Source organism: Mucilaginibacter sp. McL0603 (assembly GCF_049992945.1).
Classification (GTDB): Bacteria; Bacteroidota; Bacteroidia; order Sphingobacteriales; family Sphingobacteriaceae; genus Mucilaginibacter.
Genome location: NZ_CP188251.1, coordinates 239,183 through 265,344, shown reverse-complemented (window position 1 = coordinate 265,344; position 26,162 = coordinate 239,183). Strand labels below are relative to the sequence as shown.

Annotated in this window: 21 protein-coding genes; 11 read left to right on the top strand and 10 right to left on the bottom strand. The window is 40.4% G+C overall.

The window, feature by feature from the left end; translation table 11 throughout:
- The first annotated feature begins 33 nt into the window (after positions 1-33).
- Positions 34-1,095 carry a Gfo/Idh/MocA family oxidoreductase gene (locus ACPPVU_RS01285; protein WP_426669877.1) on the top strand — a complete coding sequence of 354 codons (1,062 nt, stop codon included), beginning with the start codon at positions 34-36 and terminating at the stop codon, positions 1,093-1,095.
- Between the two features lie 41 nt (positions 1,096-1,136).
- Here ACPPVU_RS01285 and ACPPVU_RS01280 read toward each other — a convergent pair whose 3' ends face one another.
- The 3 genes from ACPPVU_RS01280 to ACPPVU_RS01270 form a co-directional block, all read right to left on the bottom strand.
- Complete coding sequence (locus tag ACPPVU_RS01280; RefSeq protein ID WP_426669876.1) at positions 1,137-1,940, bottom strand: hypothetical protein; 804 nt, start codon at positions 1,938-1,940, stop codon at positions 1,137-1,139.
- 10 nt (positions 1,941-1,950) lie between these two features.
- Positions 1,951-2,445: a heavy-metal-associated domain-containing protein gene (locus ACPPVU_RS01275; protein WP_426669875.1), complete on the bottom strand. Its 495-nt coding sequence runs from the start codon at positions 2,443-2,445 to the stop codon at positions 1,951-1,953.
- A 189-nt stretch (positions 2,446-2,634) separates the two neighbouring features.
- On the bottom strand, positions 2,635-3,021 hold the full coding sequence (locus ACPPVU_RS01270; protein ID WP_426669874.1) for an HYC_CC_PP family protein: 387 nt from the start codon (positions 3,019-3,021) through the stop codon (positions 2,635-2,637).
- Between the two features lie 96 nt (positions 3,022-3,117).
- On the opposite strand from ACPPVU_RS01270, the gene ACPPVU_RS01265 reads away from it, so the two are divergent.
- Complete coding sequence (locus ACPPVU_RS01265) at positions 3,118-3,960, top strand: DUF2911 domain-containing protein (protein WP_426669873.1); 843 nt, start codon at positions 3,118-3,120, stop codon at positions 3,958-3,960.
- Between the two features lie 266 nt (positions 3,961-4,226).
- Here ACPPVU_RS01265 and ACPPVU_RS01260 read toward each other — a convergent pair whose 3' ends face one another.
- The 3 genes from ACPPVU_RS01260 to ACPPVU_RS01250 form a co-directional block, all read right to left on the bottom strand.
- Positions 4,227-5,930 (bottom strand): sodium:solute symporter, encoded by a 1,704-nt coding sequence (locus tag ACPPVU_RS01260; protein WP_426669872.1) that lies wholly within the window; start codon positions 5,928-5,930, stop codon positions 4,227-4,229.
- A gap of 108 nt (positions 5,931-6,038) precedes the next feature.
- Positions 6,039-6,236, bottom strand: coding sequence for a hypothetical protein (locus tag ACPPVU_RS01255; RefSeq protein ID WP_426669871.1), 198 nt, complete (start codon positions 6,234-6,236; stop codon positions 6,039-6,041).
- A gap of 195 nt (positions 6,237-6,431) precedes the next feature.
- A complete protein-coding gene (locus ACPPVU_RS01250; RefSeq protein ID WP_426669870.1) occupies positions 6,432-8,894 on the bottom strand; it encodes a PIG-L family deacetylase in 2,463 nt (820 codons plus the stop codon).
- A gap of 181 nt (positions 8,895-9,075) precedes the next feature.
- Here ACPPVU_RS01250 and ACPPVU_RS01245 point away from each other — a divergent pair, with 181 nt between their 5' ends.
- The 5 genes from ACPPVU_RS01245 to ACPPVU_RS01225 all read left to right on the top strand — a co-directional run bounded on the left by ACPPVU_RS01245 (position 9,076) and on the right by ACPPVU_RS01225 (position 15,063).
- On the top strand, positions 9,076-9,720 hold the full coding sequence (locus ACPPVU_RS01245) for a TetR/AcrR family transcriptional regulator (protein WP_426669869.1): 645 nt from the start codon (positions 9,076-9,078) through the stop codon (positions 9,718-9,720).
- A 49-nt stretch (positions 9,721-9,769) separates the two neighbouring features.
- Complete coding sequence (locus ACPPVU_RS01240) at positions 9,770-11,095, top strand: TolC family protein (protein WP_426669868.1); 1,326 nt, start codon at positions 9,770-9,772, stop codon at positions 11,093-11,095.
- Positions 11,096-11,116: 21 nt separating this feature from the next.
- On the top strand, positions 11,117-12,166 hold the full coding sequence (locus tag ACPPVU_RS01235) for an HlyD family secretion protein (protein WP_426669867.1): 1,050 nt from the start codon (positions 11,117-11,119) through the stop codon (positions 12,164-12,166).
- A 4-nt stretch (positions 12,167-12,170) separates the two neighbouring features.
- Positions 12,171-13,721 (top strand): DHA2 family efflux MFS transporter permease subunit, encoded by a 1,551-nt coding sequence (locus tag ACPPVU_RS01230; protein WP_426669866.1) that lies wholly within the window; start codon positions 12,171-12,173, stop codon positions 13,719-13,721.
- A 352-nt stretch (positions 13,722-14,073) separates the two neighbouring features.
- Complete coding sequence (locus ACPPVU_RS01225) at positions 14,074-15,063, top strand: YihY/virulence factor BrkB family protein (protein ID WP_426669865.1); 990 nt, start codon at positions 14,074-14,076, stop codon at positions 15,061-15,063.
- Here ACPPVU_RS01225 and ACPPVU_RS01220 read toward each other — a convergent pair.
- Positions 15,057-16,382: a D-alanyl-D-alanine carboxypeptidase/D-alanyl-D-alanine-endopeptidase gene (locus ACPPVU_RS01220; protein ID WP_426669864.1), complete on the bottom strand. Its 1,326-nt coding sequence runs from the start codon at positions 16,380-16,382 to the stop codon at positions 15,057-15,059. The two genes, ACPPVU_RS01225 and ACPPVU_RS01220, sit on opposite strands and share 7 nt — an antisense overlap.
- Positions 16,383-16,561: 179 nt before the next feature.
- Here ACPPVU_RS01220 and ACPPVU_RS01215 point away from each other — a divergent pair, with 179 nt between their 5' ends.
- Entirely contained in the window at positions 16,562-17,689 is a 1,128-nt protein-coding gene (locus tag ACPPVU_RS01215; protein ID WP_426669863.1) for an aspartyl protease family protein, read from the top strand.
- 15 nt (positions 17,690-17,704) lie between these two features.
- Here the strand turns inward: ACPPVU_RS01215 and ACPPVU_RS01210 are convergent, their stop codons facing one another.
- On the bottom strand, positions 17,705-17,977 hold the full coding sequence (locus ACPPVU_RS01210; RefSeq protein ID WP_426669862.1) for a hypothetical protein: 273 nt from the start codon (positions 17,975-17,977) through the stop codon (positions 17,705-17,707).
- 212 nt (positions 17,978-18,189) lie between these two features.
- On the opposite strand from ACPPVU_RS01210, the gene ACPPVU_RS01205 reads away from it, so the two are divergent.
- Entirely contained in the window at positions 18,190-18,996 is an 807-nt protein-coding gene (locus tag ACPPVU_RS01205) for a collagen-like triple helix repeat-containing protein (RefSeq protein WP_426669861.1), read from the top strand.
- A 170-nt stretch (positions 18,997-19,166) separates the two neighbouring features.
- Positions 19,167-22,076, top strand: a complete 2,910-nt coding sequence (locus ACPPVU_RS01200) for an outer membrane beta-barrel protein (RefSeq protein WP_426669860.1) — start codon at positions 19,167-19,169, stop codon at positions 22,074-22,076.
- A 78-nt stretch (positions 22,077-22,154) separates the two neighbouring features.
- Here ACPPVU_RS01200 and ACPPVU_RS01195 read toward each other — a convergent pair whose 3' ends face one another.
- Positions 22,155-22,538 (bottom strand): response regulator, encoded by a 384-nt coding sequence (locus ACPPVU_RS01195; RefSeq protein ID WP_426669859.1) that lies wholly within the window; start codon positions 22,536-22,538, stop codon positions 22,155-22,157.
- A gap of 414 nt (positions 22,539-22,952) precedes the next feature.
- Between ACPPVU_RS01195 and ACPPVU_RS01190 the strand changes: the two genes are divergently transcribed.
- On the top strand, positions 22,953-24,458 hold the full coding sequence (locus ACPPVU_RS01190; RefSeq protein ID WP_426669858.1) for a hypothetical protein: 1,506 nt from the start codon (positions 22,953-22,955) through the stop codon (positions 24,456-24,458).
- Positions 24,459-24,513: 55 nt separating this feature from the next.
- Here the strand turns inward: ACPPVU_RS01190 and ACPPVU_RS01185 are convergent, their stop codons facing one another.
- Positions 24,514-26,106: an NAD(P)/FAD-dependent oxidoreductase gene (locus ACPPVU_RS01185; RefSeq protein WP_426669857.1), complete on the bottom strand. Its 1,593-nt coding sequence runs from the start codon at positions 26,104-26,106 to the stop codon at positions 24,514-24,516.
- Positions 26,107-26,162: the final 56 nt, after the last annotated feature.

Below are 26,162 nucleotides of genomic sequence, written 5' to 3'. Positions count from 1 at the left end.
CCTCGCGCCCTGCACCATTCAATTAAAGAGCTTATGAAGAAAATAATTAACACCGGTATTATCGGCTTTGGCAATGCAGGACAAACGTTCCTGGCGCCGTTCATCAATGCCAATCCCGGGTTCGATCTGAAAAAGATCAGTACATCAGATCCGGCAAAGGCAGATAAAGCCAAAACCATCTATCCAAATACCGAAATAGTAAAGCATGCTGATGATATTATTAATGATTCTGAAATAGAATTAGTAGTTATCGGCACACCAAATACCTCGCATTTAAGCCTGGCCAAACAGGCTTTGCTGGCTGGTAAACATGTATTGGTAGAAAAACCATTTACTATTACTTCTGTGGATGCTGATGAATTGATCGCGTTAGCAAAAAAACACGACAGAATACTTACTGTGCACCATAACCGTCGTTTTGATAGCGGGCATAATACTACAAAGAAAGTAATAGCAAGTAAAGCATTAGGTGCATTGATAGAGTATGAGGTGCATTACGACCGTTTCCGTCGCGAATTGCGTCCCGGTGCATGGCGGGAGAAACCATTGCCGGGATCAGGAATATTATATGACTTGGGTGCGCACCTGATCGATGGTGCACTTGAGCTGTTTGGCACACCGGAAGCTGTTACCTGCATGATGCTTACACAAAGGCCGGGACTAGAAGTTGAAGATAATTTCGAGATCATCCTGAGTTATCCGGGATTAAAAGTAACACTGAAAGCCGGCATGCTGGTAAAAGTACCCGGACCAGTGTACGTGCTTTATGGCGATCATGGTACTTTTATTAAATACGGAATGGACGTGCAGGAAGAAGACCTAAAAAAAGGTATGAAACCTGGTACACGAGATTGGGGCCGCGAACCAGAATCAATATGGGGCAAACTAACTACGGAAGAAAATTGTAAAGATGTAACCCACACCGTTGAAAGTGAGTCTGGTCGTTACCAGGACCTATTCCAGAATGTATATGATGCCATAGCCGAAGGCAAGGAGCTCATCGTAAAACCTGAGCAAGCACGTCAAACCATCCGCATTATTGAACTGGCTTTTCAGAGTAACCGGGAAAAACGGACAATCGGATATAGTAACTGAACTATGAGCTGTAAATTAGCAGCTCATGGTTCAGACTTGCATTAAAAAACGTTGAATAAATTATATTCCAACCTTACGAGGTAAGTGTTCTGACTTGTCCGTACCATATCGTTGTATAATGGTGTCCGATAAGAAAAATCAACCCTGAAAACACTATTAAATATAAGCTGAACAGCAGGTGCGACGTCCAAATAGCTTTGCCCGTAACCCGGATTGGTTTTCCCCAGTAATTCAGCATAAACATTCAGATTAACCTGGTTATAATTTTCATAGGATTTTGGCAAGAGCAGGTAACCTGCCGATAGGGTATAACCCACTTCATCGCGAGCATTAGTAACAGGCAATTTGTAGCCGCCGCTATTATCAAAAGCGCGCAGATAGCTTGTCGAGGCAGATAAAGCCAGTTTATGCAATAATTTAGTAAATACTACACCGGTTTGAAAGCCGCTGTTATCTCCTTCAAGACCTATTTCCTGGTTTACCAAAGGGTTATTGATATCCGAAACTTTTGCGAATACCGCCCCTCTGAAATGCTTCTGCACAGAGTCAATCGATAAGAAACGGTATTTGGCGTACACGCTCCCGCCTTCAAAGTGCTGATCGGTGTGATAGTAATCCGACATGTATAAACTGCCATGCACCATCAGGTCTTTGCTGGCGCCATACATCACTTCAAGACTTGTGCGGTTTTTATAAACCGGGTTAAAATATCCCTGGTTCTCTAACCTGATGCCGATAGAATGGGTAGCCATATTACTGGCCGGTTCGGTATTTACATATAATTCCTGCGAAAAGGCAGGGCATATCATCCCCGACAGGATGATAGCCAAAAATATAACTTTCATGATCTGAAAATTATATAGCGATATGATAGGTGCGGCCCGACTCGGTTTTATCTGCAGAAGCACTGCTGTATTTCTTATAAACAGCCGCAGGCGCAAACCCTTTATCCACAACCGTAATCATAACCGGACCGGAAAGTGTTTTATCGCCACCATTAACCAAACGATAATTATCACCGGCATAGCTAAAGGTATTATCACTTACTTTCACGCCATCAAAATTGAAAGTGGCTTTTAGACTGTTGACAAAGAATCCGGCATTTTGAACTTTTTTGCTGATCTGATCGAGGTTTACCGGGGCATCCTTTTTGAAAGTGATCAGAAAAATGTTGCGGTTAAGATCTACTTTAATATCGCCTATAAATTCAAGTGTGCGCAATGATTTTTCCGTTGCTTTAGAGCACATGGAGCAGGTTAGGCCACTTACTTGTAATTCGGCTTTGGTAAATTGTGCTTTTGCACTGATAGTAGTAATAAGAAGTACTATAAATATTTTAAGAGTTTTCATGTTGATCAAAAGTTAATTGAAATTAATTTCTAAATCCTAATCTCTAAGTTCTAAAACCTCGTTAAACCATTATCTAAGAAGATTATATATTCCTATTATGATTAAATTTTGATTAGTGTTTAGAAATTAGAATTTAGCGTTTAAGACGGCGGCGCATTGCCGCAGATAATTAAATAAGATCAATTAGGATCAGATCCTGAAATTGCAGTTTTTCAAAAAGATAGGGGTACCTGGGGATAATGGCGGACCACGATCCTGCAATCTTTCTGTCGGTGGGTTTTGGGGTGATAAAGAAAAGTCTGCAAAAGTTACAACAGGCAGGCCCAAAAAGAAAAACTTCCCCCAAAATGTCGGCGAACCGGCCTGGTGGTGGGCATCTTTAACTTTAACCTCGATATGCCTGTCCTTGCAGCATTTCATTTTACTGCTTTCCAAAACCTTTACGCAGGCATTGGCAGGTGCATCGATATTAACGGAACGGAGCCGGTTAAAGCAATAATGCATGTTCAGCGCAAAGCCGGATACCGTAACTACGTACAGCATCATTAACGTTATGGCGACTGATTTTTTAAGCATTAACACAAAACTAAGTGTTTACAATGTCATTACCAATTGTTTAAATCACATATAAGCAATAATTAATACCTTTATTGCCATAAAACCAAAAAACGAATGAAACGTCTTTACTATTATCTGGCTGCCATGCTAATTGCATGTGCATCACCAAACAGCTACGCCCAAATGCTTAAAGTTCCGCAGTTAAGCTCTACGCAAACCATTGAACAGGAACTTGGCCTGGGTAAAATCACATTAACCTATTCTCGTCCAAATCTGCGGGGACGTAAGATATTCGGAAATCTCATAACTTATGGTACAGTATGGCGCACGGGTGCTAACGCAGCTACGCTCATCAAATTTACTGATGATGTAACTATTGAAGGCAATAAAGTACCTGCGGGTGAATATGGCCTGTTTTCTATTCCTGGTAAAGATGAGTGGACCATAATTTTGAACAAAACCGCGCATCAATGGGGTGCTTACACCTACAAGCAATCTGATGACTTTTTGCGTTTTAAAGTAAAAAATGTAAGTCTCGCCAATCCGCTCGAAACGCTGACGATACAGTTTAACAATGTGGACCAGACCAAATGCGAACTGGAATTAAAATGGGAAAATGTTTCTTTCTCGTTCCACATCAGTACAGATGTCGACTCTAAAGTAATGGCCAATATCGATGAAGTAATGAATACCGACAAACGTCCATATTTTGAATCGGCACTTTATTACTATGAAAATAATAAAGATTTGAAAAAAGCTTTGGAATGGATAAGTACTGCTGAAAAAGCTGAACCAACTTCACCATTTTATAAAGTTTGGAAAGCACGCATCCAGTTAAAAATGGGTGATAAGGCAGCGGCTTTGGCAACTGCGCAGGAAGGCGTAAAATTAGCACACGCCCAAAATGATAAGGAATACGAAACCCTTAACCAGGGTGTGGTTGACCAGGCAAAATAATTAATGGGGGGCAGGTGTAGCATATCGCTACACTTGCTACACCCTGCTACAGTAAAAAAATCTTATCTTTTAGTTGATCAGACAATTCTGGTTTACAGACGGGTATAAAACAAAACAGCCGAACCTCGCGTCCGGCTATCTCCCTAATTAATTTTTAATGCTATTATTTAACTAAAGATAAATCAAAAATTAATTATTAAAATAATGTAACTAAAATGTTACATCGTAAATATATTTAAGTTCCCTATTTATCGTTGTCCTCCCATTTACGCTTTGTCAACTTGCACTTCATCAGTGATCAATAAATTGATTACCAAAGCTATAAGTACCAGCAAAACACACCCTATACCATTCAGCCATAAATAGGCGATCACCTTAAAATAGCCCATAAAGCAAATGGTTATCTCAGTGATAATAGCTGCAATAAATACGGATGTGCCCCTGATCTTCTTTAAATAAAAAGCAACCACAAATACACCTAATACAGTTCCATAAACGTAGGAGCCTAGTTCATTTACATACTCCAATAAATTGCCGACTTTGCTGGCATATAAAGCCATCATCACACATACTATGCCCCAAAATACAGTTGCCAGCCTGGAGGCATCCAAATAGTTTTTGTCTGACGCATTTGGATTGATAATGCGTTTATAAATATCCACCACGCTGGTTGAGGCCAGCGAATTGAGTGCACTCGCAGTAGATCCCATGGATGCCAGGAATACGATCGCTATCAGCAAGCCTATTAATCCACGGGGTAAATTATGCGTCACAAAATTCAGGAAAACATAATTGGTATCATCCCCATTGGCTTTACTGTTGTTCTTCTTCATCAGCGCAATAGCGTCTTTTCTGATAACTAATTGTTGCGCGTCAGCCTGTTTCAAATCGCTGCTTGCCTGGCTGATCTTACCCGCATCCTTACTTTCCAAAGCCTGAGACAATTCATCAGCCTTAATTTTTTTCTGTTGAAATGCAGCGTTATATTGATTTTCAAGTTGTTTGTAGTCTGCCGAATATTTACCACTCTTTACCTGCTCTACCTCATACCGGTTAAAGAACATAGGTGGCTTGTTAAACTGGTAAAAAGCAAAAACCAATACGCCAATCAGTAAGATCAAAAATTGCATAGGTACCTTGATCAATCCATTCATGATCAGTCCCATGCGGCTTTGGCCAACTGAGCTGCCCGTCAAATATCTGCCGACCTGGCTTTGATCTGTACCAAAATAGGATAACTGCAAAAAGAACCCGCCGATCAATCCGCTCCAGATGGTATAGCGGTTATTAATATCAAATTTCCAGTCTATCACGTTCATCCTGCCCAGTTTGCCAGCCAGATGCAATGCTTTGGTAAAACCAACGCCTTGGGGCAATAAGCTTACCACTACCACTCCCGCCAGAAACATCCCTAAAAAAATAATGCTCATCTGTAGCAACTGCGTATAGCTTACGGCTTTGGTACCACCGTAAACGGTATAAAATATTACCAGTCCGCCTATAAAGAGTGTGGTATAAACTGTGTTGATATTTAATATGGTCGATAGGATAATAGATGGCGCATAAATGGTAATACCTGTTGATAGCCCCCGCTGAATAAGAAACAGGAAGGAGGTAAGCGCCCTTGTTTTCAGATCGAAACGCTGCTCTAAAAATTCGTAAGCGGTATAAACCTTTAGCCTGCTGAAAATAGGGACGAAGGTTACGCATAGTACGATCATCGCCAGCGGCAGACCGAAATAAAACTGCACGAACCGCATCCCGTCTGAATATGCCTGGCCCGGTGCTGATAAAAAGGTGATGGCGCTGGCCTGTGTAGCCATTACAGATAAACCGACTGTGTACCAGGGCATAGAGCGGTTGCCCATTAAAAACTGATCTATATTTTGGTTTTTACCGCTTTTCCATACACCATAAATGACAATGGCCAGCAGGGTAACACCTAAAACAATCCAGTCGGTTAAGCTCATTTAAAGAATATGGTGATGAGCCAAAATACAAAAATTAAAAAAACCAGCCATACGATAACGATACCGTAAAACTGGTTCCAGTTTTTTATGAATGAGGGAAGCTCCGGATCAGTTTTGACCACGGCCCCTGACAAATACAGATACAAATAATGCTGCCGTCAATAAACCTAAAACCCCACCAACAAATATCCAGGTATAACCTACGTCTAAAATTGCGCCGGTAAACAAACCGAAAATTAACCCAACCAGGTAATATAAAGCGTTAAAGTTTATTTCTTCTTTCTTTTCTTCGTGATGATGTTCCATAGTATGCTTATTTACAACAGTGCAAAAGTAATTGTTTCTATATTGAAATCAATATTTTTTTGTGGGTATTCTACTTCATGTCATTGCGAGGAGCAAGTCGGGTGGTGTTGAGGTGCAACGAAGCAATCGCGAACTATGCATATCCGATCTGTATAGCATGCGATTGCTTCGTTCCTCGCAATGACAATTTTATTTTCACGGATTCGCCTTCGGTTTACTCAACATATTAATGAACAAACGATACGCCCCCGGCACACCCGCGGGCAACTGCCTGAAGAATGCCAGCGATGTATAAATAAACCTTCCTTTACCATATTGCGTGGTAATCAACGAGCCATCTTTAGTCGCTTCACCCGGATCATTCATTTGCAGTACTTTCTGATACTGCCCGTCAGCATCTTTGGTAAAATACAGTCCACGTTCCTGTACCCAGCCATCAAAATCAGACTGGCTAATCTTGTTCGGATAATTCAGGATCGAATTATTAGGGTCGATGATGGTTATTTTAGCGTTCTCGTCAGTCACACGCTCGTTTACTACTTTAAAAGGATATGGCCCGATCTCTTTGGTCACCAAGCCGTTGTTATTGTTGTACTGCACCAGCATGTTACCGCCATTTTTCACATATTCCATCAGTTTAGGCTGCTCAATTACCAAACGCGGATCAACGTTATAAGCACGTACGCCGACTACAATGGCATCATAAACTGAAAGATCGCCATTCAGTATTTCATTTTCTGATAGCTGATGAACCTCGTAGCCAACTTGCCGAAGTGCATCAGGCACCAGGTCACCTGCACCATTGATGTAGCCAATCTTCTTTCCGGCAATTTTCATATCCAGCTGGATCAATTTAGCCTGTGCGGTAGGGAAGATGGTAATATTAGGTATATGGTTATAATGAATAGATAAAATACCGTAATTATAAACTTTGGGATCCATTCCAAATGTTACCTGGGCTTCCAAAACACCTGTTTGAGACTGATTATTCGATGGTGTAATTGTAAAATCCTGTTCCCATTCATCGCCCTTTGCCTTATTAGTAAATGCAGCACTTTCAGGACTTACCTTAAAACCAGCCGGTGCGTTCAGATGGATATTTCCGGTAGCTCCATTTTTAAAGCTTTTTAATTTGATCTGTACAGTTTGCGGTTGCTGCGAATTAAAAATATATACCTGGCCCTGGATGTTGGCGGTAACGGGTGGAGCAATCTCCACCGGCTGATAGATCTCTCCTTTAGCGGGATCGACATATTTGTAAACCAGCTGCCGCTCAAAACGGATAGGCTTGCCTTCAATAATAAACTCGTAGCTTATTTTTGGCAGATCAGGATTTTCAGGATTACCTACCAGGCGTTCATCTACTATAGCATATGAGCCAATACTATGTGGCTTTTCGAGCCAGTAGGGCTGACTGATCTTATCGGCATCTATCCGGCTGCTAAAATTCTGCACTTCATTAGCAGGCACAACTTTGCCACCTTCAAAATGCAACCCATCAATTTGAGATACTTTTATCTTGTCGTTATACCTGTCCAAAACCTGTGAACGAATTTCAATACTATCATGCAAAGCAATAGCTTCTTCAGTAGCATAACTTTCAAACCATAAACCTGCGCAGGCAGCAATCAGATCACTCAATTCTTTGGTTTTTTGAGTTTTCCAATAGGTATCGCTAATCTTTTCAACCTTATTTAATAATTGTACCATCGCAGGGACAGATTTATAAGGCGTTTCCGGTACAAAATTCTTTGCGATCTGATCAACATCATTCCCAACTGATTCACCACCTTTAACCCGTTCCCAGCTCGTATTCACCCCATCCATCAGATCATCCTTCGGTGCATCACCCAATATTGTTTTAAAATATTCGTAAGCATTACCCCTTTGTCTTGCAGATCCAAACCCTTGTGTTTTATGGTTTGAGCGACTTTCGGCAGCCATTTCACCATAGCCTTTTCCGAGCAAAGGGTTGTAAACACCCACATTTATTTTAAACTGATCGGGCGCCGTAGTATTGGTATTACCAAAATTGAAAGTATTCCATAGCAGGCGTTTGGCTTGCCATGTTTGCACATATTTCAATTGTTCAGGGAAACGTTTCGGATCAGCTGCTGCTGTGAATGCCTCTTGAGCGAGTATAGCTGAAGCGGTGTGGTTACCATGACCGCCTTCACCCGTGGTAGGAAAACGGCAAATAATCACATCCGGCCTGAACTTGCGTATCACCCAAACCACATCACCCAAGGCTTTTTCTTCGTTCCAAAAATCCAGCGTTTCTTTTGGCCCTTTCGAGAAGCCAAAATCTACGGTCCGTGTAAAAAATTGTTCGGCCCCGTCAATCTTGCGTGCAGCTAAAAGTTCTTGTGTACGTATCAGACCAAGCAATTCGCCTTGCTCATTACCGATCAGGTTTTGCCCGCCATCACCGCGCGTCATTGACAGATAACCGGTACGGTAATGCTTTTCCTGTGCCAGGTAAGCCAATAGCCTTGTGTTCTCATCATCAGGGTGGGCGGCCACATACAGTACACTGCCCAGTACATCCAATTTTTTAAAATTCTGTTCAATGGTGGCTATGTCCGTTGGCGGGGCCGTCTGTGCAAAAACAATTCTGCTGGTCAGTAAAAATATCGGTAGTAAAAGAATACGCTTCATATTTATAAAATAGGTTGAAAGATAGGCAGGTATTTTTAATGCGTCAAATGTAAAACAAAACTGTTACATCAAATATTTACAAATAATCGGTCGATTGATTGTATTTTACATAGTGATAATCAAAACCTTACAATAAGATAACAAAAAATATTTTTGTATAATCAATCGATTGATTAATTTTGTGCCGGAGAAAGAAATGGACAAGGACAAAATAGATAAGAAAGATCATATCCTCGATGTAGCTGAAAAAGTGTTTTCAGAGCTCGGATTTGATGGCGCTTCCACCCGGACAATTTCGGGCGAAGCAGGCGTGAATATGGCCATGCTGAATTATTACTTCGGTTCAAAAGAAGGATTATTCGTAGCTGTATTTAACCGCAAGATCACATCGTTCCAAAATCTGCTGCAAAATCTTGGTAGCGATGATAGCATTAGTTCATGGCACAAAATTGAAAGATATATTGAACTATATGCCGAGCGCGTAGTTAACAACAACTGTTTCCAGAAAATGCTTTACCAGGAACTGGCTATGCAGCGCAGAGGTGACCTTGCAGATAACATTGCCGATATATTGATGAAAAATGTATTGGAACTGACTAAAATAATTCAGGATGGTATTGATAAGGGCGAGTTTAACAAGGACGTTGACATAGAGATGGTGATTGCCACCATTTACGGTACCAAAAACTTTATCATTAATGCACCCCAGTTAACCTCAACTATGCTGGGCTACGATATACAAAACGACAAGTTGCTTGAAGAAAGGTTAAAACCCCGTATTGCAACTTATTTAAAAAAACTATTAAGAGCATACTTAGTGAATTAACATGATAACACAAATAAATAACCCCCTAATCACCGGGCCGTTTAAAAAAATGGCCAAAACCTTATGCCTTTTTGCACTAACGTTTGTGGCGTTAGGTTACCTTGCAGCGGTACCGGCTTTTGCACAGGAAAGGACACTTACCCTTAATGAGGCTGTTAAGCTGGGTGTCCAGAACAGTAAGGTATTAAAGCTGTCGCAAGCAAAAATCGATCAGGCTGTTTCCAAATACAACCAGGCTAAAGATGAGGCTTTGCCGACAGGCAGTGCAAGTTTTACTTATGACCGCGCACAAATTCCTGCTAACCACCTTGCCTTTGGTGGACAAGATATCTATCTTCCAACAGGCGCCAATGCTTATTTAGGTATTGTTTCAACAAGCGAAACCATCTATGCCGGCGGAAAGCTCAGGTATGCCCGCGAATCGACAGACCTTTTAACCAAAGTATCCAAACTTGACGCTGATAAGGACAAGGATGAGATTACTTACGATGTGATCAACTCTTTTTACACCCTATATAAGGTAATACAGAGTCAAAAAGTTGTAAAACAAAATCTGAAATCAATAGATGAGCAGATACACCAGTCGCAACGCTTTTTTGAACAGGGTTTAGTAACCAAAAATGATGTATTGCGTTTTCAATTGCAGCGTTCTAATGTCGAACTAAGCGGCATAGACCTGGAAAGTAACCGTAAGATCGTCACTTATAACCTGGATATTTTGTTAGGATTGCCTGAAACAACCCTGATCAATATTGACCAGATCAATGAAGCTGATCGCCAGGTTGGCCCATTAAGCAACTATCTGGATACTGCTATGATGAGCCGCCAGGAAGTACAGCAATTGGTACTGCAATCAAAAGTTGCTGAAACGAATATCAAAAGTATACATGCTAACCAGCTTCCAACACTTTCAGGTTCTTTGGCAGGCTATTATATAAATGTAGCTGCTGATCCGCTGCCAAAATCCGGTAATTATATTACACCGATAACATTAGGCTTAACTTTTTCGTGGAATTTCTCATCACTGTGGACCAACAAGAACAAAGTTTCAGAAGCAAAAATTCAGCGTGAAGAGGTTACCATTAACCAGGGAATCACAGCTGATAACATCCGCAAAGATGTAAACAGAAGCTATCAGGACTATCAGGAAGCTTTGACCAAGATCAAGTTATTGCAAACTTCTATAGACCAGGCAGCTGAAAACAATAATATACTCGAGTCGAAATACAAGAGCAATATTGCCTCGGCTACAGACAGGGCAGATGCCCAAACGCTGCTATTCCAGGCGCAAATTAATCTGGAACTGGCTAAGGCTGATGCAGGACTTGCGTATTACACATTATTAAAATCAACCGGAAAACTTAACAAACAATAAAAATATAAAACTCCCCATACAATGGCACAAGAACAAGAACCAAAAAAGAAACCGAATAGAGTTATACCTATTATACTCGGAATAATATTGATAGGTGGTATCATTTTCGGTATAAAGGAATATATATACTACGGCAAACATATTGATACAGATGATGCTCAGATAGATGGCGATGTAAGCCCGGTAGTTGCCCGTGTAGGCGGCTATGTGGACAGCATATTTTTTGAAGAGAACGGCCACGTTGGAAAAGACCAGGTTTTAGTAAAACTGGACGACCGTGACTATAAAGTAAAATTAGAGCAGGCATTAGCAGCACAAAAAGGCGCCAGTGCAGGCGTAGGTGTAGGCCAGTCGCAAATAATTGCTATTGCGGCCAGTTCATCAAGTGCACGTGCACAGGTAGAATCTGCAGCTGCACGGCTTGAAAAAGCTGACAAGGATTACGCCCGTTATGCTAACCTTGTTAAAGACGGGTCAATTACACAACAACAATTTGACCAGGCAAAATCAGACCGTGATGTTGCTGAAGCTAATTACCGTGCCGCACAGGATCAATATAAAGGTGCCTTAGAACAAGTTGGTACAAGTCGCAACCAGTTAAACGTAACTAATGTTGGCGTTACACAACGCCAGGCTGATGTTGACTTTGCAAAACTGCAATTATCATATACTACAATTACTTCCCCTTCAGCAGGTATTACTTCTAAAAAGAATATCCAGATAGGACAGTTAGTTCAGGCTGGTCAAACTTTATTTTCTATTGTTAATGACAACAGTTTATACATCACCGCCAACTTTAAAGAAACCCAGCTGACCAACCTGAAAAATGGCCAAAAGGTAGATATTGAAGTAGACGCTTTCCCTGATTATAAATTGCATGGCGAAGTTTACAATTTCTCACCTGCTACAGGTGCCAAATTCTCTTTGTTACCGCCGGATAACGCAACCGGCAACTTCGTAAAAGTGGTACAACGTGTACCTGTAAAAATAAAGATCAATGCAGGAAAAGATACGCTGGCAACATTGCGTCCGGGTATGAGTGTGAATGTTTCTGTAATTTATAAAAACTGATATAATGGCCGAAGTAGGTTTTAAAAAATGGATCATCACGATCACTGTGATCACAGCTTCCCTTTTGGAGCTGATCGATACCACGATCGTGAACGTATCCTTACCGCAAATACAAGGTAACCTCGGGGCAACCCTCGAGGATGTGGCCTGGGTGGTTACCGGTTATGCCGTGGCAAACGTAATCATATTACCGATGTCAGGATGGCTGGGCAGCTTCTTTGGCCGCAAGAATTATTTTCTGGGTTCTATCATATTATTTACCATTGCATCATTTCTTTGCGGCAATGCGCACAGTTTAAGCGAGCTGGTTGTGTTCCGTATAATACAGGGGGTTGCAGGAGGTGGTTTAATATCAACTTCACAGGCCATTTTGGTTGAAACCTGGCCGCGCGAACAGATTGGAACAGCTACAGCCTTATTTGGTTTAGGTGCGGTAGTGGGACCAACCGTAGGACCAACTATAGGTGGTTACATCACCGATCATGCCTCATGGAATTGGATATTTTACGTAAATATACCGGTAGGGGCCGTTGCTGCATTCTGTGCTTATACATTTATTCATAAAACGCCCAAGGATGCCAAAGGAAAACCCATCGACTGGTGGGGTATAGCTTTATTAGCAATTGCCGTAGGCAGCTTGCAGGTAATACTTGAAAAAGGTGAATCTGAAGATTGGTTTTCAAAAACCTACATATTAGCACTTACCATTACCGCTATATTAGGCACCATTTTATTTATCTGGCGAGAAACCACCTACGAATTCCCGATAGTAAATTTCAGCATTATGCGTCATCGAAGTTTCGCAGTGGGTATGTTTACTTCATTTATATTGGGTTTTGGTTTGTACGGCTCGGTATTCGTATTCCCGGTATTTTGTCAGAATCTGCTCGGTTTCACAGCACAGCAAACGGGAGAGCTATTATTCCCCGGCGGTTTGTGTACTATCGTGATGATGCCCTTTATAGGTAAAATGCTCAATAAAGGAATCCCGGCACAGTTTATGGCCACTATTGGCATGTTCCTGTTCTTTGTGTTTACTTTTATGCTGAGTAATTCAACTCTGGAAACCGGTGAGGTTAATGTGTTAATACCCTTGCTCATCAGGGGTGTAGGTATGGCCTTACTGTTTGTACCATTAACCACCCTCGCTATATCCGATTTAAAAGGACCTGAAATGGGACAGGGTACAGGTTTGAACAACATGATGCGCCAATTGGGCGGTTCATTCGGGATAGCTGCGCTTACTACTATCATTCATATCCGTCAGGGAGTACACCGGAGCCACCTGATAACTAATATTAATCCGTATAATAATGCGTTTACGCAACGTATGCACTTTCTCGAACAGGCATTTATGGCTAAGGGAAAATCAGCTATTGATGCTACGCATATGGCCTATTCAGCTATTGAAGGGATGGTGGTGAGACAATCATTATTGTTAACTTATAACGATGCTTACCTGATATCAGGGTTGATCATGTTATTTTCTATACCATTACTATACTTGCAGCCATTTAAAAAGGGCAAAGTGACCGTGCCTACGGATGCACATTAAAAGATAAAAGCCGTTCAGTTTTTCAATTGAACGGCTTTCCCCAAAAAAATTTAACAATTAAAGTTTAGCATCTTCTCCCATATTCCGCTATTCTACTAGTCAGTTGTCGGGATTGTATAATCTTATGGGATAAAATTATAGGTTTTAAATTTATAATCCCAAGGGTTTGACAACATTTTACTAACAAAATATCTTTCTCTGGTTAACCTGTAAAACTCAGGAAACTAATTGCATATCAATTTCATCTCTAGCATATTAGCAAAATAATCGTACCGCTAAATACACCGCATTATAACATATTACAATAAATTTTTTGTAAACAAATTGCTTATAAAGAGCTTATTAAGGTGATATGAAGACTTTTAGCAACCAATATCTTAAAGAATTCTGGAAAGTTATAGTAGCCACCTTCATGGGCTTTATAAATGATAACGGACTAAAATTAAGCGCCTCATTGGCTTATTACACAGTTTTTTCTATTGCACCGTTACTTATATTAGTTATCTCAATAACAAGTTTAGTACTCAGGCATTATTCTTTTAATGATACTTTATACGCCCAAATGAAAGAATTTATAGGCAATCAGGCAACAGCCCAAATTCAGGAGGTTGTAAAGAATTTACAACTATCAGGTAAAACAGGCACCGCTTTAATATCAGGGATTGCAATTCTATTATTGGGTGCCAGCAGCATGTTTGTTGAGATACAGGATTCGCTTAATATCATATGGCGCGTAAAAGCAAAACCCAAAAAGGGCTGGGTTAAACTATTAGAGAACCGCTTTTTATCGTTTTCGCTGATTATAAGTCTTGGTTTTTTATTGCTGGTATCACTAATTATCAATATTGCAGTAAAAGCACTAAGCACAAAGTTAGAACACTTTTTACACAACATCACTGTTACAATTTTTGAACTGATTAACGTGGCGATCACCTTACTGGTAATAGCTGTGTTATTCGGTATCATATTTAAGTTTCTCCCCGATGTTAAGATCAAATGGAAAGATGTCAGGGCCGGTGCAATATTTACTGCCTTGTTGTTTATGTTTGGTCAATACCTTATCGGTTTGTACATACAATATGCTGCACAGACATCGGCTTATGGGGCGGCAGGTTCTATCATCGTAATTTTAGTATGGATCTATTATACCTCGGCCATATTATACATAGGTGCCGAATTTACCCAGGTATATGCAGAGGCAATGGGCAGAAGTATTGAACCTGCAGAGTATGCAGTACACGTAGAGCAAACTGAAGTGGAGGAAGAGGTCACTAATTTACCTCCACAAAATCCTAACCTCCAAGGCCATCTGCAGGCCTTAAAAAAAAGACAGGGTCAATAGTTTTCGTGTATATAAGTCATTATCCGCACCATTTCATCACGTACCTCTCGACTTGACCTCGTAAAATTATTATTCATGAATGAAAAGGCCAGGCGTTTGCCTTTTCGGGTAATCAGGTAACCGCTTTGGTTATGATTGTTTGATAACGAGCCGGTCTTTGCCCAAACAAAAGGTTGTCCGTTATCGGTTTTATACGCGCTTTTAATAGTGCCGGCAACACCACCAGCCGGCATCAAACTATGCAGCAGGCTATCATTTTTCATCTCATCCGAAATTTTACAAAGTAGCTTGATAATGCTTCGTGGAGTAAAAAGATTAAAACGGGAAAGGCCCGATCCGTCAACCCATTGCGGTACATCGGGCAGATCATTCAGATAATGTGCCTTGGAATAGGTAATGACCGAATCTGAATTGAGGGTTTTAAATTTTACTGCAGAACAAACCAGCAATAGTTGCTCAGCAATAAAATTATCACTGGGTTGCAGCATGTGTTTATATACTGTATCGGCATTGGCATCAAAAATGGTTTTGGCGTTATCCGGCAATGGCATCTGTATTTCCCAAACTCCTTTTTTTAACGTGTCCTCTAATAAAGATATAGTCATTGCTGTACTTGTTTTCCAGGGTATTTCCTTACGGTAGTTTGCCGGGATCTTCATGACCGGGTACACAAAACTGTTTGTTAAAAACTCACGCTGCACCTTAAATGAGGTTGGTTTAAAATTACTGTCACATTTTAAATATTGCTTTAAGCCTGATGGAGTGATTTGCAGTTGGCCATTTCTATCCGCATACAAAACAGCTACGTTATCCTCCATAGGCAATTCTGTTATTTCGGCCTGGTAATAGTCATTATAATCATCCCATGCCCATCCAGAGCCATAAAAATCGTTCTTATACTGACCGGACGAGAAGAATAATTTCTTATCTGAATTTTTTAAAAGATCAAATCCTTTCGTTCCTTTTAAATCGCTGTGCAAAAAAGAAGGATCGCCTGTTCCCCAAAATATCAATGAATCATTACGTGTAATATATCTTAAAGCCGGAATTGAATCACCCAGCATTTTAAGGCAGGTATAAAAGGTAAAAAGCTTGGTGTTTGATGCCGGAGTAAAGTATTTATCGTCATTCAATTTATATATCATCTTCCTGGCATCCATATCATAAAGGGCAAAGCCTGTAAAATGATCATTAGCAATCAAGGAATGTTTAAAGAGCTTTTTGATCCTTCTTTTTCGTATACCACCCGCGTCGGCTGTTTTGGTCATTGATACTATAATTACCGCTATTAATAGACCAGACAATGCTCTTCGTACCATATTAATTTTATAAGTGGACTTTTTATTGTAAATTTAATAGTCCAATTATAAACAAATTGTTATTCAATATATTTCATAAAACCAAGCTTCTGCCTGCGTTGGGGCTTATATGTTTAATATCCTTTAGTTTTTTACCTGCAAAAGCGCAGTATTTTGATCTGGAAAATGGCAGAAAATCAATGAGGTTGCCCTTTAAACTGATCAGAAACCTGGTGGTGATACAGTTAAAAATTAATAATCGTGGCCCTTTTAACTTTATCTTAGATACAGGGGTAGGTCTGATGATAATCACCGAACCAAAGTTGGTTGATTCGATAGACCTGCAAAATAAACGTACTATAAAAATGCCGGGCCTTGGCGAAGGTGATGCCTATGAGGCTTACATCACTCCTCCGCTAAAAATTGAAATACCCGGCTTAAACAGCTATGATGTCGCTGCGGCAATTCTTAAGACCGATCATTTCAATCTCTCAAACTTTGCCGGGATGCCTATCCATGGGTTATTAGGCTATGAATTTTTTAATAACCTGGCTGTAAAACTAAATTTCACAGATAGTACATTAACTGTATATAGGCCAAAAGACGTACGCTCTTTCAGAAAAGGGACAAAAATACTTATATCAATAGAGGCTCATAAACCATACCTCCAGGCAAATGTAAAATTACCCAATGGTACCGAACAGATGTGTAAACTGGTTATTGACCTGGGCGCAGGTCACCCTGTTTCGCTTGAAAACATGATCAAAAAAAATGGCCTGCCGCAAAAGTTTATTGCGGCTAACCTTGGCGTTGGATTATCTGGTCCCATAAGTGGCTTTCTTAGCCGCATAGATGAGATTGACATTGGAAAATACAGAATTAAAAAAGTTATTACCTCTTTTCCGAATGATTATGATGCGGAAACCTTAAAATATTTATCTGTAAAGCGGGATGGGAATTTGGGTGTGGGAATACTCAAAAGATTTATGGTCATCTTTGATTACCAGGATAATGCTTTATATCTGAAACCCAATACCTACTATGGTGAGGCATTTGAACACGATATGAGCGGCATAGAATATTATGGTGCTGGCGAGGGATTTAAACATCTTATTATCAGCCGCGTTGAACCCGGATCTGCTGCTGATGAAGTAGGACTTGAAAAAGATGATGAAATTACCGCTATCAATTTTAAGCCGGTTGGCGACATGACCATTGAACAAATTGATGATATACTTAAATCCAAGGATCAGCGCAGCTTATTACTTGAGGTTTATCACGATCATAAATTTGACAGGGTGATCCTCACACTAAAACGCCGCATCTAGGAATAAGGATAAAACTTATTTCAATTGGCTTATATTTTCAAAAAAAGCTGCCTGCAGATCTAAAAGCGAATTTACTTTTATTCTTTCGCCATAGGCATCAAAACAAAGGAACTCCACACGTTCGGGGTGTTTCAAATCTGCTTTTTCAAAAAAATTAAATGTTTTGAAAAAATAGTGCTTTGTAACAATATTTCTTTTCCGGTTGGTTTGAGAAGCATTTAATCTGAACCCAAAAGCATCGATCCATTCATGTATTTTCGAATGAAGTGAAGAAGCAATATTTTTCATAAGTTAATCTATTTTTAAGTGTAACGAAAATTTAGACGTTGTGTTTTAATTTATATATATATATTTTAATAACCATGATTTACAAAACTTATCAAAAACCTCGTGTTTGAATTGCTGTGAAATACCAGGTAATTATTTTTCTCGGGATGTAATGTAACATATTATAATCCTTAACGTAAAAAGCTTTAATTAATGTATTTAACATACCCTATATGAGACGAATGAGACACATATTACCACTAATCCTACTGATATGCTTTGTTAGTATGAATAGTTGTAAAAAAGACAAAACACCGGGGCCTACCGGGTCAACTGGTGCAACCGGTGCGCAGGGTGGCATTGGTGCAACAGGGCCGCAAGGGCCGCAAGGACCTTCAGGAGGGCCAATCGGACCAACGGGTTCTACCGGCGCGACTGGCGCGACCGGAAATACTGGTGCGACCGGAAATACTGGTGCTACCGGAACTGGAGGTACAGGTGCTACTGGAAACACAGGTGCTACTGGAAACACAGGTGCTACTGGAAATACTGGCGCGACCGGAAATACTGGTGCTACTGGAACTGGAGGTACAGGTGCTACTGGAAACACAGGTGCTACTGGAAATACTGGCGCGACCGGAAATACTGGAGCTACCGGAAGTACAGGTGCAACAGGAAGTGCAAATGTACAGACCTATATTCTTAGAAACATCAACGTACCGCTAACCGGACAGACTTTATCTGTTCCTGCTATTACCCAAAGCATTCTTGACCAGGGGCTTGTAGTTGTATACCTTAGCGCTACCGGAACAACCGGGCCATGGTACTCATTACCTTATAACAATGCAGGCACAACAATCAATATGACAAGCTTAAGTGTTGGTGCCGTAACAATAACGGCAAACACTAACCAAACTAACCTTTTCTTCAAGGTTGTTGTAATACCGGGCAATTCGGTTACACTATTGAATGTAACTAATCCGGGCCTTAATTTCAAAAATTACAGCCAGGTAGCCTCTGCATTACATCTGAGGAACTAAAATATTTCTCCTAATTAATTTAAAGCAAAGTCCGCGGGTTAAAATCCGCGGGCTTTTTTTGTTTCCTTGTGTAACAATCCTATGATTTTAAGCAGTTTAGCGAATACAGTTTGAACTTTTGTGTTTTTTTGCTGTCTTAATGATTTAAACCCTTACACGCATAACAAACGATGAAACCCCTATTGCTAATCCTTTATTTTTTCTTGCTGACTATTACTTATGCTCAAGCCCAAACCGGGCGTGAAGTAGATGGGAAAGTGATCGATACGACAAAGCTTGGCGTGCCCGGAGCCAGTGTTACACTAAAATCAGATAAAGGAGATAGCACAGTAACCGTTACTGATGCCACAGGCAAATTTGTTTTCCCTTCAGTTAACGGAACAAAATTTACCCTTACCATGGCTTCCATAGGCTATCAAACCCTTATCAGGCATTATGGGCTTGATAATGATACCAAGCCAGCTGTTCTGGATGCTATCATATTAAAAACAGAATCAACCTCATTGACAGGCGTAACTATTGTGGGAGTAAACCCGGTTACTTTAAAGGAGGATACGGTAGAATATAAAGCCAGTGCTTATAAAGTTCGTGAGAACGCACCTGTTGAAGATCTGATAAAAAAACTGCCCGGAGTTGATGTGGATGTGAACGGCAACGTTACCACCCAGGGCAAACAGGTTACCAAAGTTAGGATAAACGGCAAGGACTTTATGGGAGGCGACGTACAAAGTGCTACCAAAAACCTTCCGGCTGATGTTGTTGAAAATATACAGATGATAGATGATTATGGAGACCAGGCAAATTTAACAGGCGTTAAAACAGGCGAGCCTGATAAAATAATGAATATCACCATCAGGAAGGATAAAAACTATGGCTACTTTGGCCAGGCCACAGGTGGTGCCGGTGACGATGTGTTACCTGCAAGCCAGGGTACACCCGATCAAACCCGTTATTTGGCGACACTAAACTCTTTCCGATTCAATGGCGATCAACAGATGGCTCTTTTAGGAAGCGTAAACAACACTAATGTGAACACCTTTTCTTTTAACCCCACAAGCGGAGGAGGGGGCGGTGGGGGCGGCTTCGGTAATGGCGGTGGCGGTGGCGGCCGTGGCAATGCAGCACGCGGTATGCAGAATAGCGGTAGCCTCACAACCACCCAGAACGGTATAACCGATGCCCATTCTATAGGCGCAAATTTCCGCGATCAGTGGGGAAAAAGTCTATCAGTTTATGGCAGCTACAGCTTTGCTGATAACACCGTAAACACCATCAGCACCAATAACCAGCGAAATAACAGTTCAACAAACCCCAGCACTAATAACCAAACCAGCAACGAGGTTAACAGGAACATCAACCACCGCTTTACCTGGAACATGGAGTACAAGCCGGACACGGTCAATTACCTGAAGGTGACGCCTACATTTTCGTATGGCGGCACGCGGTCAAACGAACAAGATGATAATAATCTTAATTTTACTAACAACCCTAAGCAAAACTCTGTTTATACAACCAATTCATTCGGTAATTCAGATGCGCCGACTTATGGTATCACGGCCCTGTTTAATCACCGCTTTCATAAACGTGGCCGAAACTTAAGTATTAATGTCAATTTAAGTTCGGGAAAGAGCGACCAATACCAAAACATAACTAACACTTTCGCTCCTGGTACTACACCAAATGCACCCCTGAACGAGGTGATCAATACCAACAGCCTGACCACCACTATAGGCACAACCTTATCTTACCTGGAACCATTAGGCAAACACGATTACCTGGAGTTTAATTATGCGTTTAGTCACTCGCATACAACCAATGATAAGCTGACGGATGGACTTGATACAGCGAGCCAAATGCTCATTCCCATTGATACATTGAGCACGAGGTATAACTATAATTTTACCACCAATCGTTTTGGGTTAAACTACCGCTTTGTTGAAAAGAAATATAACTTTACTCTCGGTATCGCAGCTCAGCCTGCCGTTTTAGACGGATATTCTCCGCTTACCGGCATCAACACTCATGAAAGTACATTTAACATTATACCCACAGCCAGGTATGTATATAATTTTTCAAGAAGCCAGGCATTCAGCTTAAATTATAACGGATCAAGCAGTTCGCCTACTTTTACGCAATTGCAACCAACTATCGACCTGTCAAACGCATTTTACCCGGTACAGGGTAACCCTTTCCTGAAACCGCAGTTTACCAACAATTTATCTTTACGTTATAACCAGTTCAGCTTTGCTACCGGCAATATCTTGTTTATCAATTTCGCGGCGCAGAAAATTGATGATCAAATAGTAACCAATACCATTACTTATTCCGATAAAAACACCATACTGACCCAATATCTTAATGCGGATGGTTATTACAATGTTTCGGGAGGCGTTACCTATGCCAAGCCCTGGGAAAACCGCAAGTACACGCTGACATTTAACGGTACAGTTAATTATACTAATGGCATAAGTTACCTTACCAACGTAGGAAGTGCGCCAGGCGATTCTGTAGCTCAAAAAAATATTTCTAAAAATTTACAATTTACACCGGGTGTGCGTTTTAGGGTTGACATAACCGATGTGATCGACGCGCAAGTTTTGACCAACTATGCTATTAACCATACTGTCAACTCCGTATCCAGTCCGGTGAATAGCGGCTTGTATACCCGTACCTGGAACATCGGATTGAATGGGAAAGAATATATCTTAAAAGACTGGACTTTCAGCTATGACTATAGTAAAGCTATCAATTATGGGTATAGCACTGACTTAGGCAAGGTAGCTAACCCTAACATATTAAACTTATATCTTGAACGCAGGTTCCTAAAAGATAACCGGGCAACGATTCGACTGTCGGCGTTTGACTTATTTAATCAAAATACCGGATATACTACCACTTCATCGCCAAGTTCATTTACCACCACAAATGTTAACAGGCTTGCCCGTTATTACCTGGCAACATTTACGCTCCGTTTACAAAAATTTGCAGGTAAAGCACCTGCACAAAATCCTGACAGAGGATTTAGAAGAAGAGATAACGGTGGCGGTCCCGGCGGCCCACCGGGAGGAGGACCTGAATAGGGGTCAGACTTATTGCTCACAAAAAAATCGCCTATGCAAAAGCATGGGCGATTTTTTTATAATATATAAGTGTAAGCTTTAATTATTATTATTTATCAGCACTTTATTTATTACCTGTTCCAGCTGATGGAGATCAAAAGGTTTAGCCAGATAACTTTCAGCGCCCGCATTGCTGGCTAATAGTTGGATATCGCTGTTTGCTGAAAAATAGATCACCGGTATATTTCTTAATGCGTCGGTCTTTTTTAGTGTTTGAGTAGCAATAATACCCCCGGCATCTGGTATCCAGTTATCCATCAAAATAACGTCCGGATGTATTCCGGAAACTTTTTCGGTTACATTATTGCAATCAGTAAATGTGTGGACTTCCCAGCCCTGTTCTTCTAAAACGTAGCTGCAAATAGAAAGTATATCCTCGTCATCATCAAAAATGACAATTTTCCTGGTAGAAGTTTTATCCATTTCAGAATTTGGGTTGTAATCTAATTATACCCATTTAAAGCACAAATGTTTTAATTTTTTAAAATAAATCAAATATGTACATTTATAATTGCAATTTTTTTACATAAAGTGCTATTATTTAATCATTTATGTTAAAATTTGGTGAAATGGTCATCTTGATTTTTATTTTACTGATTTTTGTCCTAAAAGTCGATCGTTTTTACCCTCCGCAATCAAATAAATGGCACTATTTTAACGCGGTAAAATATCAAACAATTAAATTAAGCAATGAACGGCGAACAGGATGTTACCGAAAGAAAAACGGCTGAAGAAAATCTTAAAAAATCAGAAGCAAGTATAAGTGTAGTACTACGCTACACCCTCTACACTTGAATCCTAAAAAAACAATTACCTATTGGTTACTAATACGATAGCATGATAAAATTACAGGCAGCACCGCTTAAGTATGTTTTGCCCATAATGCTTTTATACAGCGTGGTTTCGCTTGTTGGCATGTTTCACCACGAGATATTTTTAGAAGAGGCTCAGCAGCTAACCATTGGTCGTGATAGCAATTCTATTGCCGATGTTTTTAAAAACATGCTCTACGAGGGGCATGTCACCTTATGGAACTCATTCCTGTATTTTATTACGCATTATATTTCACCACGACCAATCTATATGCAGTTGTTCCATTTGTTGGTTATTAATGCAACTGTGTTTATCTTTTTACGCTACGCTCCTTTTGATCTCTCTGTAAAAACCCTCATAATTTTTGGTTGCTACTTTCTATTTGTGTACAGCCTTATCAGTCGCAATTATGCATTGGGCATACTGTTGCTATTTATCTGTTGCATCTTACTGGCTAATCCAGCAAAAAAAATGGTGGGTATTGGCTTCGCAGTCGTTCTGATGTGCTTTACACATCTGTTTTATGTATTTGCGGCTATTGGCATTTTTGTTTACCTGCTTTATTACACCATCGGCAAAAAGGATTTATATGGGCCCTTCGCCATCTTTACCGGTCTTTTTCTTTTTGGTTTGATATGCGCGCTCTTACAAACCCGACGCATTCCCAGCGATAGTATTGTAGGGGTAAAGCCGGGTTTGTCGTGGCTTAACTTTCATGATCTATCCTTCGGCATCATTTGTTTCGCTCGTGGGTACATAACTATTCCGCCTCTTCATCAGCCATACTTTTGGGATAAACAGTCTATTCAATATTTATCCGGCACATTCACAATAACTGCGGCTGTGTTACTGTTTGCCATCACCATACTATTCATTTATAAAAGCAGAAAGGCTTTATTGTTTTATGTCCCGCCTGTAGCATTATTAACAGCTTTCTTCGCGATGTCGGGCCTCGGTGGCAGCAGGTACTTTGGATTATTCTTTATCTACTTTATAGCTGCCCTTTGGCTGGCTTACTACGATGGCGTAAACATTTTTCCGAAAGGAAATGCAAGCCTCATAAAAAAATGGGCGCCACAGTTATTTATCTATGTTATTCTTATCAACCAGCTTTTTACAGGGATGTACATGTATGCCGTTGATTTTAAACAACCCTTTTCTCAAGCTAAAAATACGATCGATTACTTAAAGGCAAACCATCTGGATACCCAACCTCTGGCATTTGATGGATATAATGCCGGGCCGCCGCTCAGCGCTTATTTAGGAAGAAAGATCCTCTACCTTGATTTTGACCAGTACGGCAGTTTCTGTATTTGGAAACGCGCCTATCTTCCTTACCCACGCAGATCATTAATGGACGAAATTTCATCATCCAGCCATATCAACATCTCTAAAGAATTTATATTAATCACCAACCGGGACAACGAGGTCAGCAACAATTCGACTTACAGTTTCAATAAATTAGCAAGCTTTGAAGGCGCAGTAATAGATGGCGAAGATTATTACATATACAGGGTGACTAAAAACTAACGAAACGGGCAAAATCCAACTTAAGACTTTCGACTCAAGACTATTGACTTAAATACTAGTTTTTCTTAACCTCATGAAAGTTTTCTTCCGTATTTATCTCCCAGATATTCTTTTTTGATTTTTCGCCTGTGATGATATTATTCACTGCGGTAATAGCCGTCAGCATGGAGTGGTCCTGGTTATTGTATTTATGCATACCATTACGGCCTATCAAAAACAGGTTTTCTAATCCGTCGGTGAAATCACTTACCACATCAAATTGGGAATAAGTACCGAAGTAAGCAGGATAGGTTTTGGGAACCCGGATTACCGTTTGGTCTATCACCTCATCCCGGTCAATAATATCGATCTGATGCAGTTCATTAATCGCAAACCGGATAAAGTCGGCGTCTGTCATTTGCCATAACTCATCCCCTTCATTGCAAAAATATTCAAGGCCAATCCATATTTTCCCGGTATCAGCAACCATATAAGGCGACCAGTTATTATATATCTGCAACCTCCCGATCTTCACATCTTTTTCCTGTATGTAGATCCAGTTATCAGGCACCAACCCGCCTACAGTATAGTTACCTGTGTCATTTTTTATTTTAAGCTGATTAAGAAGCAATCCGACAGTAATAAAATCGCGGTATTGCAAGTTCAACCCAACATTTCTAACACATTCAGGCACCTTATTCCCCATTGCGGCTATCAGGTCTTTAACTGGCATGGTCGAAAAATAATAATCTCCTTTGACCACATTTTTCAGATTAGTAGTATGATCAAAATAACTTATTTCACAAACCTGGTTTTCAGAAATATCCAACCCAATAACATCACTGTTTTTAATAATTACAGCTCCTTTTTCCTCCACAAGCTTAGCTACGGTTTCCCACATTTGTCCAGGCCCCAGCTTAGGGTACATAAATTGTTCAATTAAGCTGGTATCAACATCTTTACGATTGATCGTCTTATCCTTTCGGAAAATTGATCTTACAGCATGCTTTATCGCTCTGGAAACAGATAATTTTTTAATCCGCTGTGCTCCCCAATCGGCTGCAATTTCGCTGCAGGGCACACCCCAAACTTTCTGAGTGTAGTCTCTGAAAAATGTTTTATAAAGCTCCGTACCAAACCTGCTTATGAAAAAATCTTCGAGCGATTTGATTTTCTTAAAAGGGAACGTTCTCGCCCATAAATAAGTAAAGCCAATTTTAGCTATCCGGGCAAAACCGAGATTAGCTATTGTTTTACTGTTTAAAGTAACCGGGTAATCGAAAAATTTCCTGAGAAAAAATATCCGTGATAACCTTTTCCTGATCAGCATCACTCTATCTGTTTTTTCAGGATCGGGGCCGTTTGCTGAAAGTTTTATCGAGTTTTTTTTATGGTGATAATAAATGTCCCTCAGGATATCATCCTTTGATCCGGATCCCTGCAAGGGCAAAATATTTTGCCACCATTGCATTACTACATCTGATTTTGAAAAAAACCGATGCCCGCCTATATCCATCCTGTTGCCATTGTGGACAACAGTTTTAGAGAGGCCTCCAATATCATTTGTTTTTTCAATGATGATGGGTTTAATATTCGTTTTGGTAACCAGCTCATAAGCCGCAGTTAGCCCCGCAGGACCAGCACCAATAATTATAGCGATTTTGCCCATGTCAACATATAAATTAGTTACGGCTGATATTGGCAATTGGTTGCGTGGGATAGTAG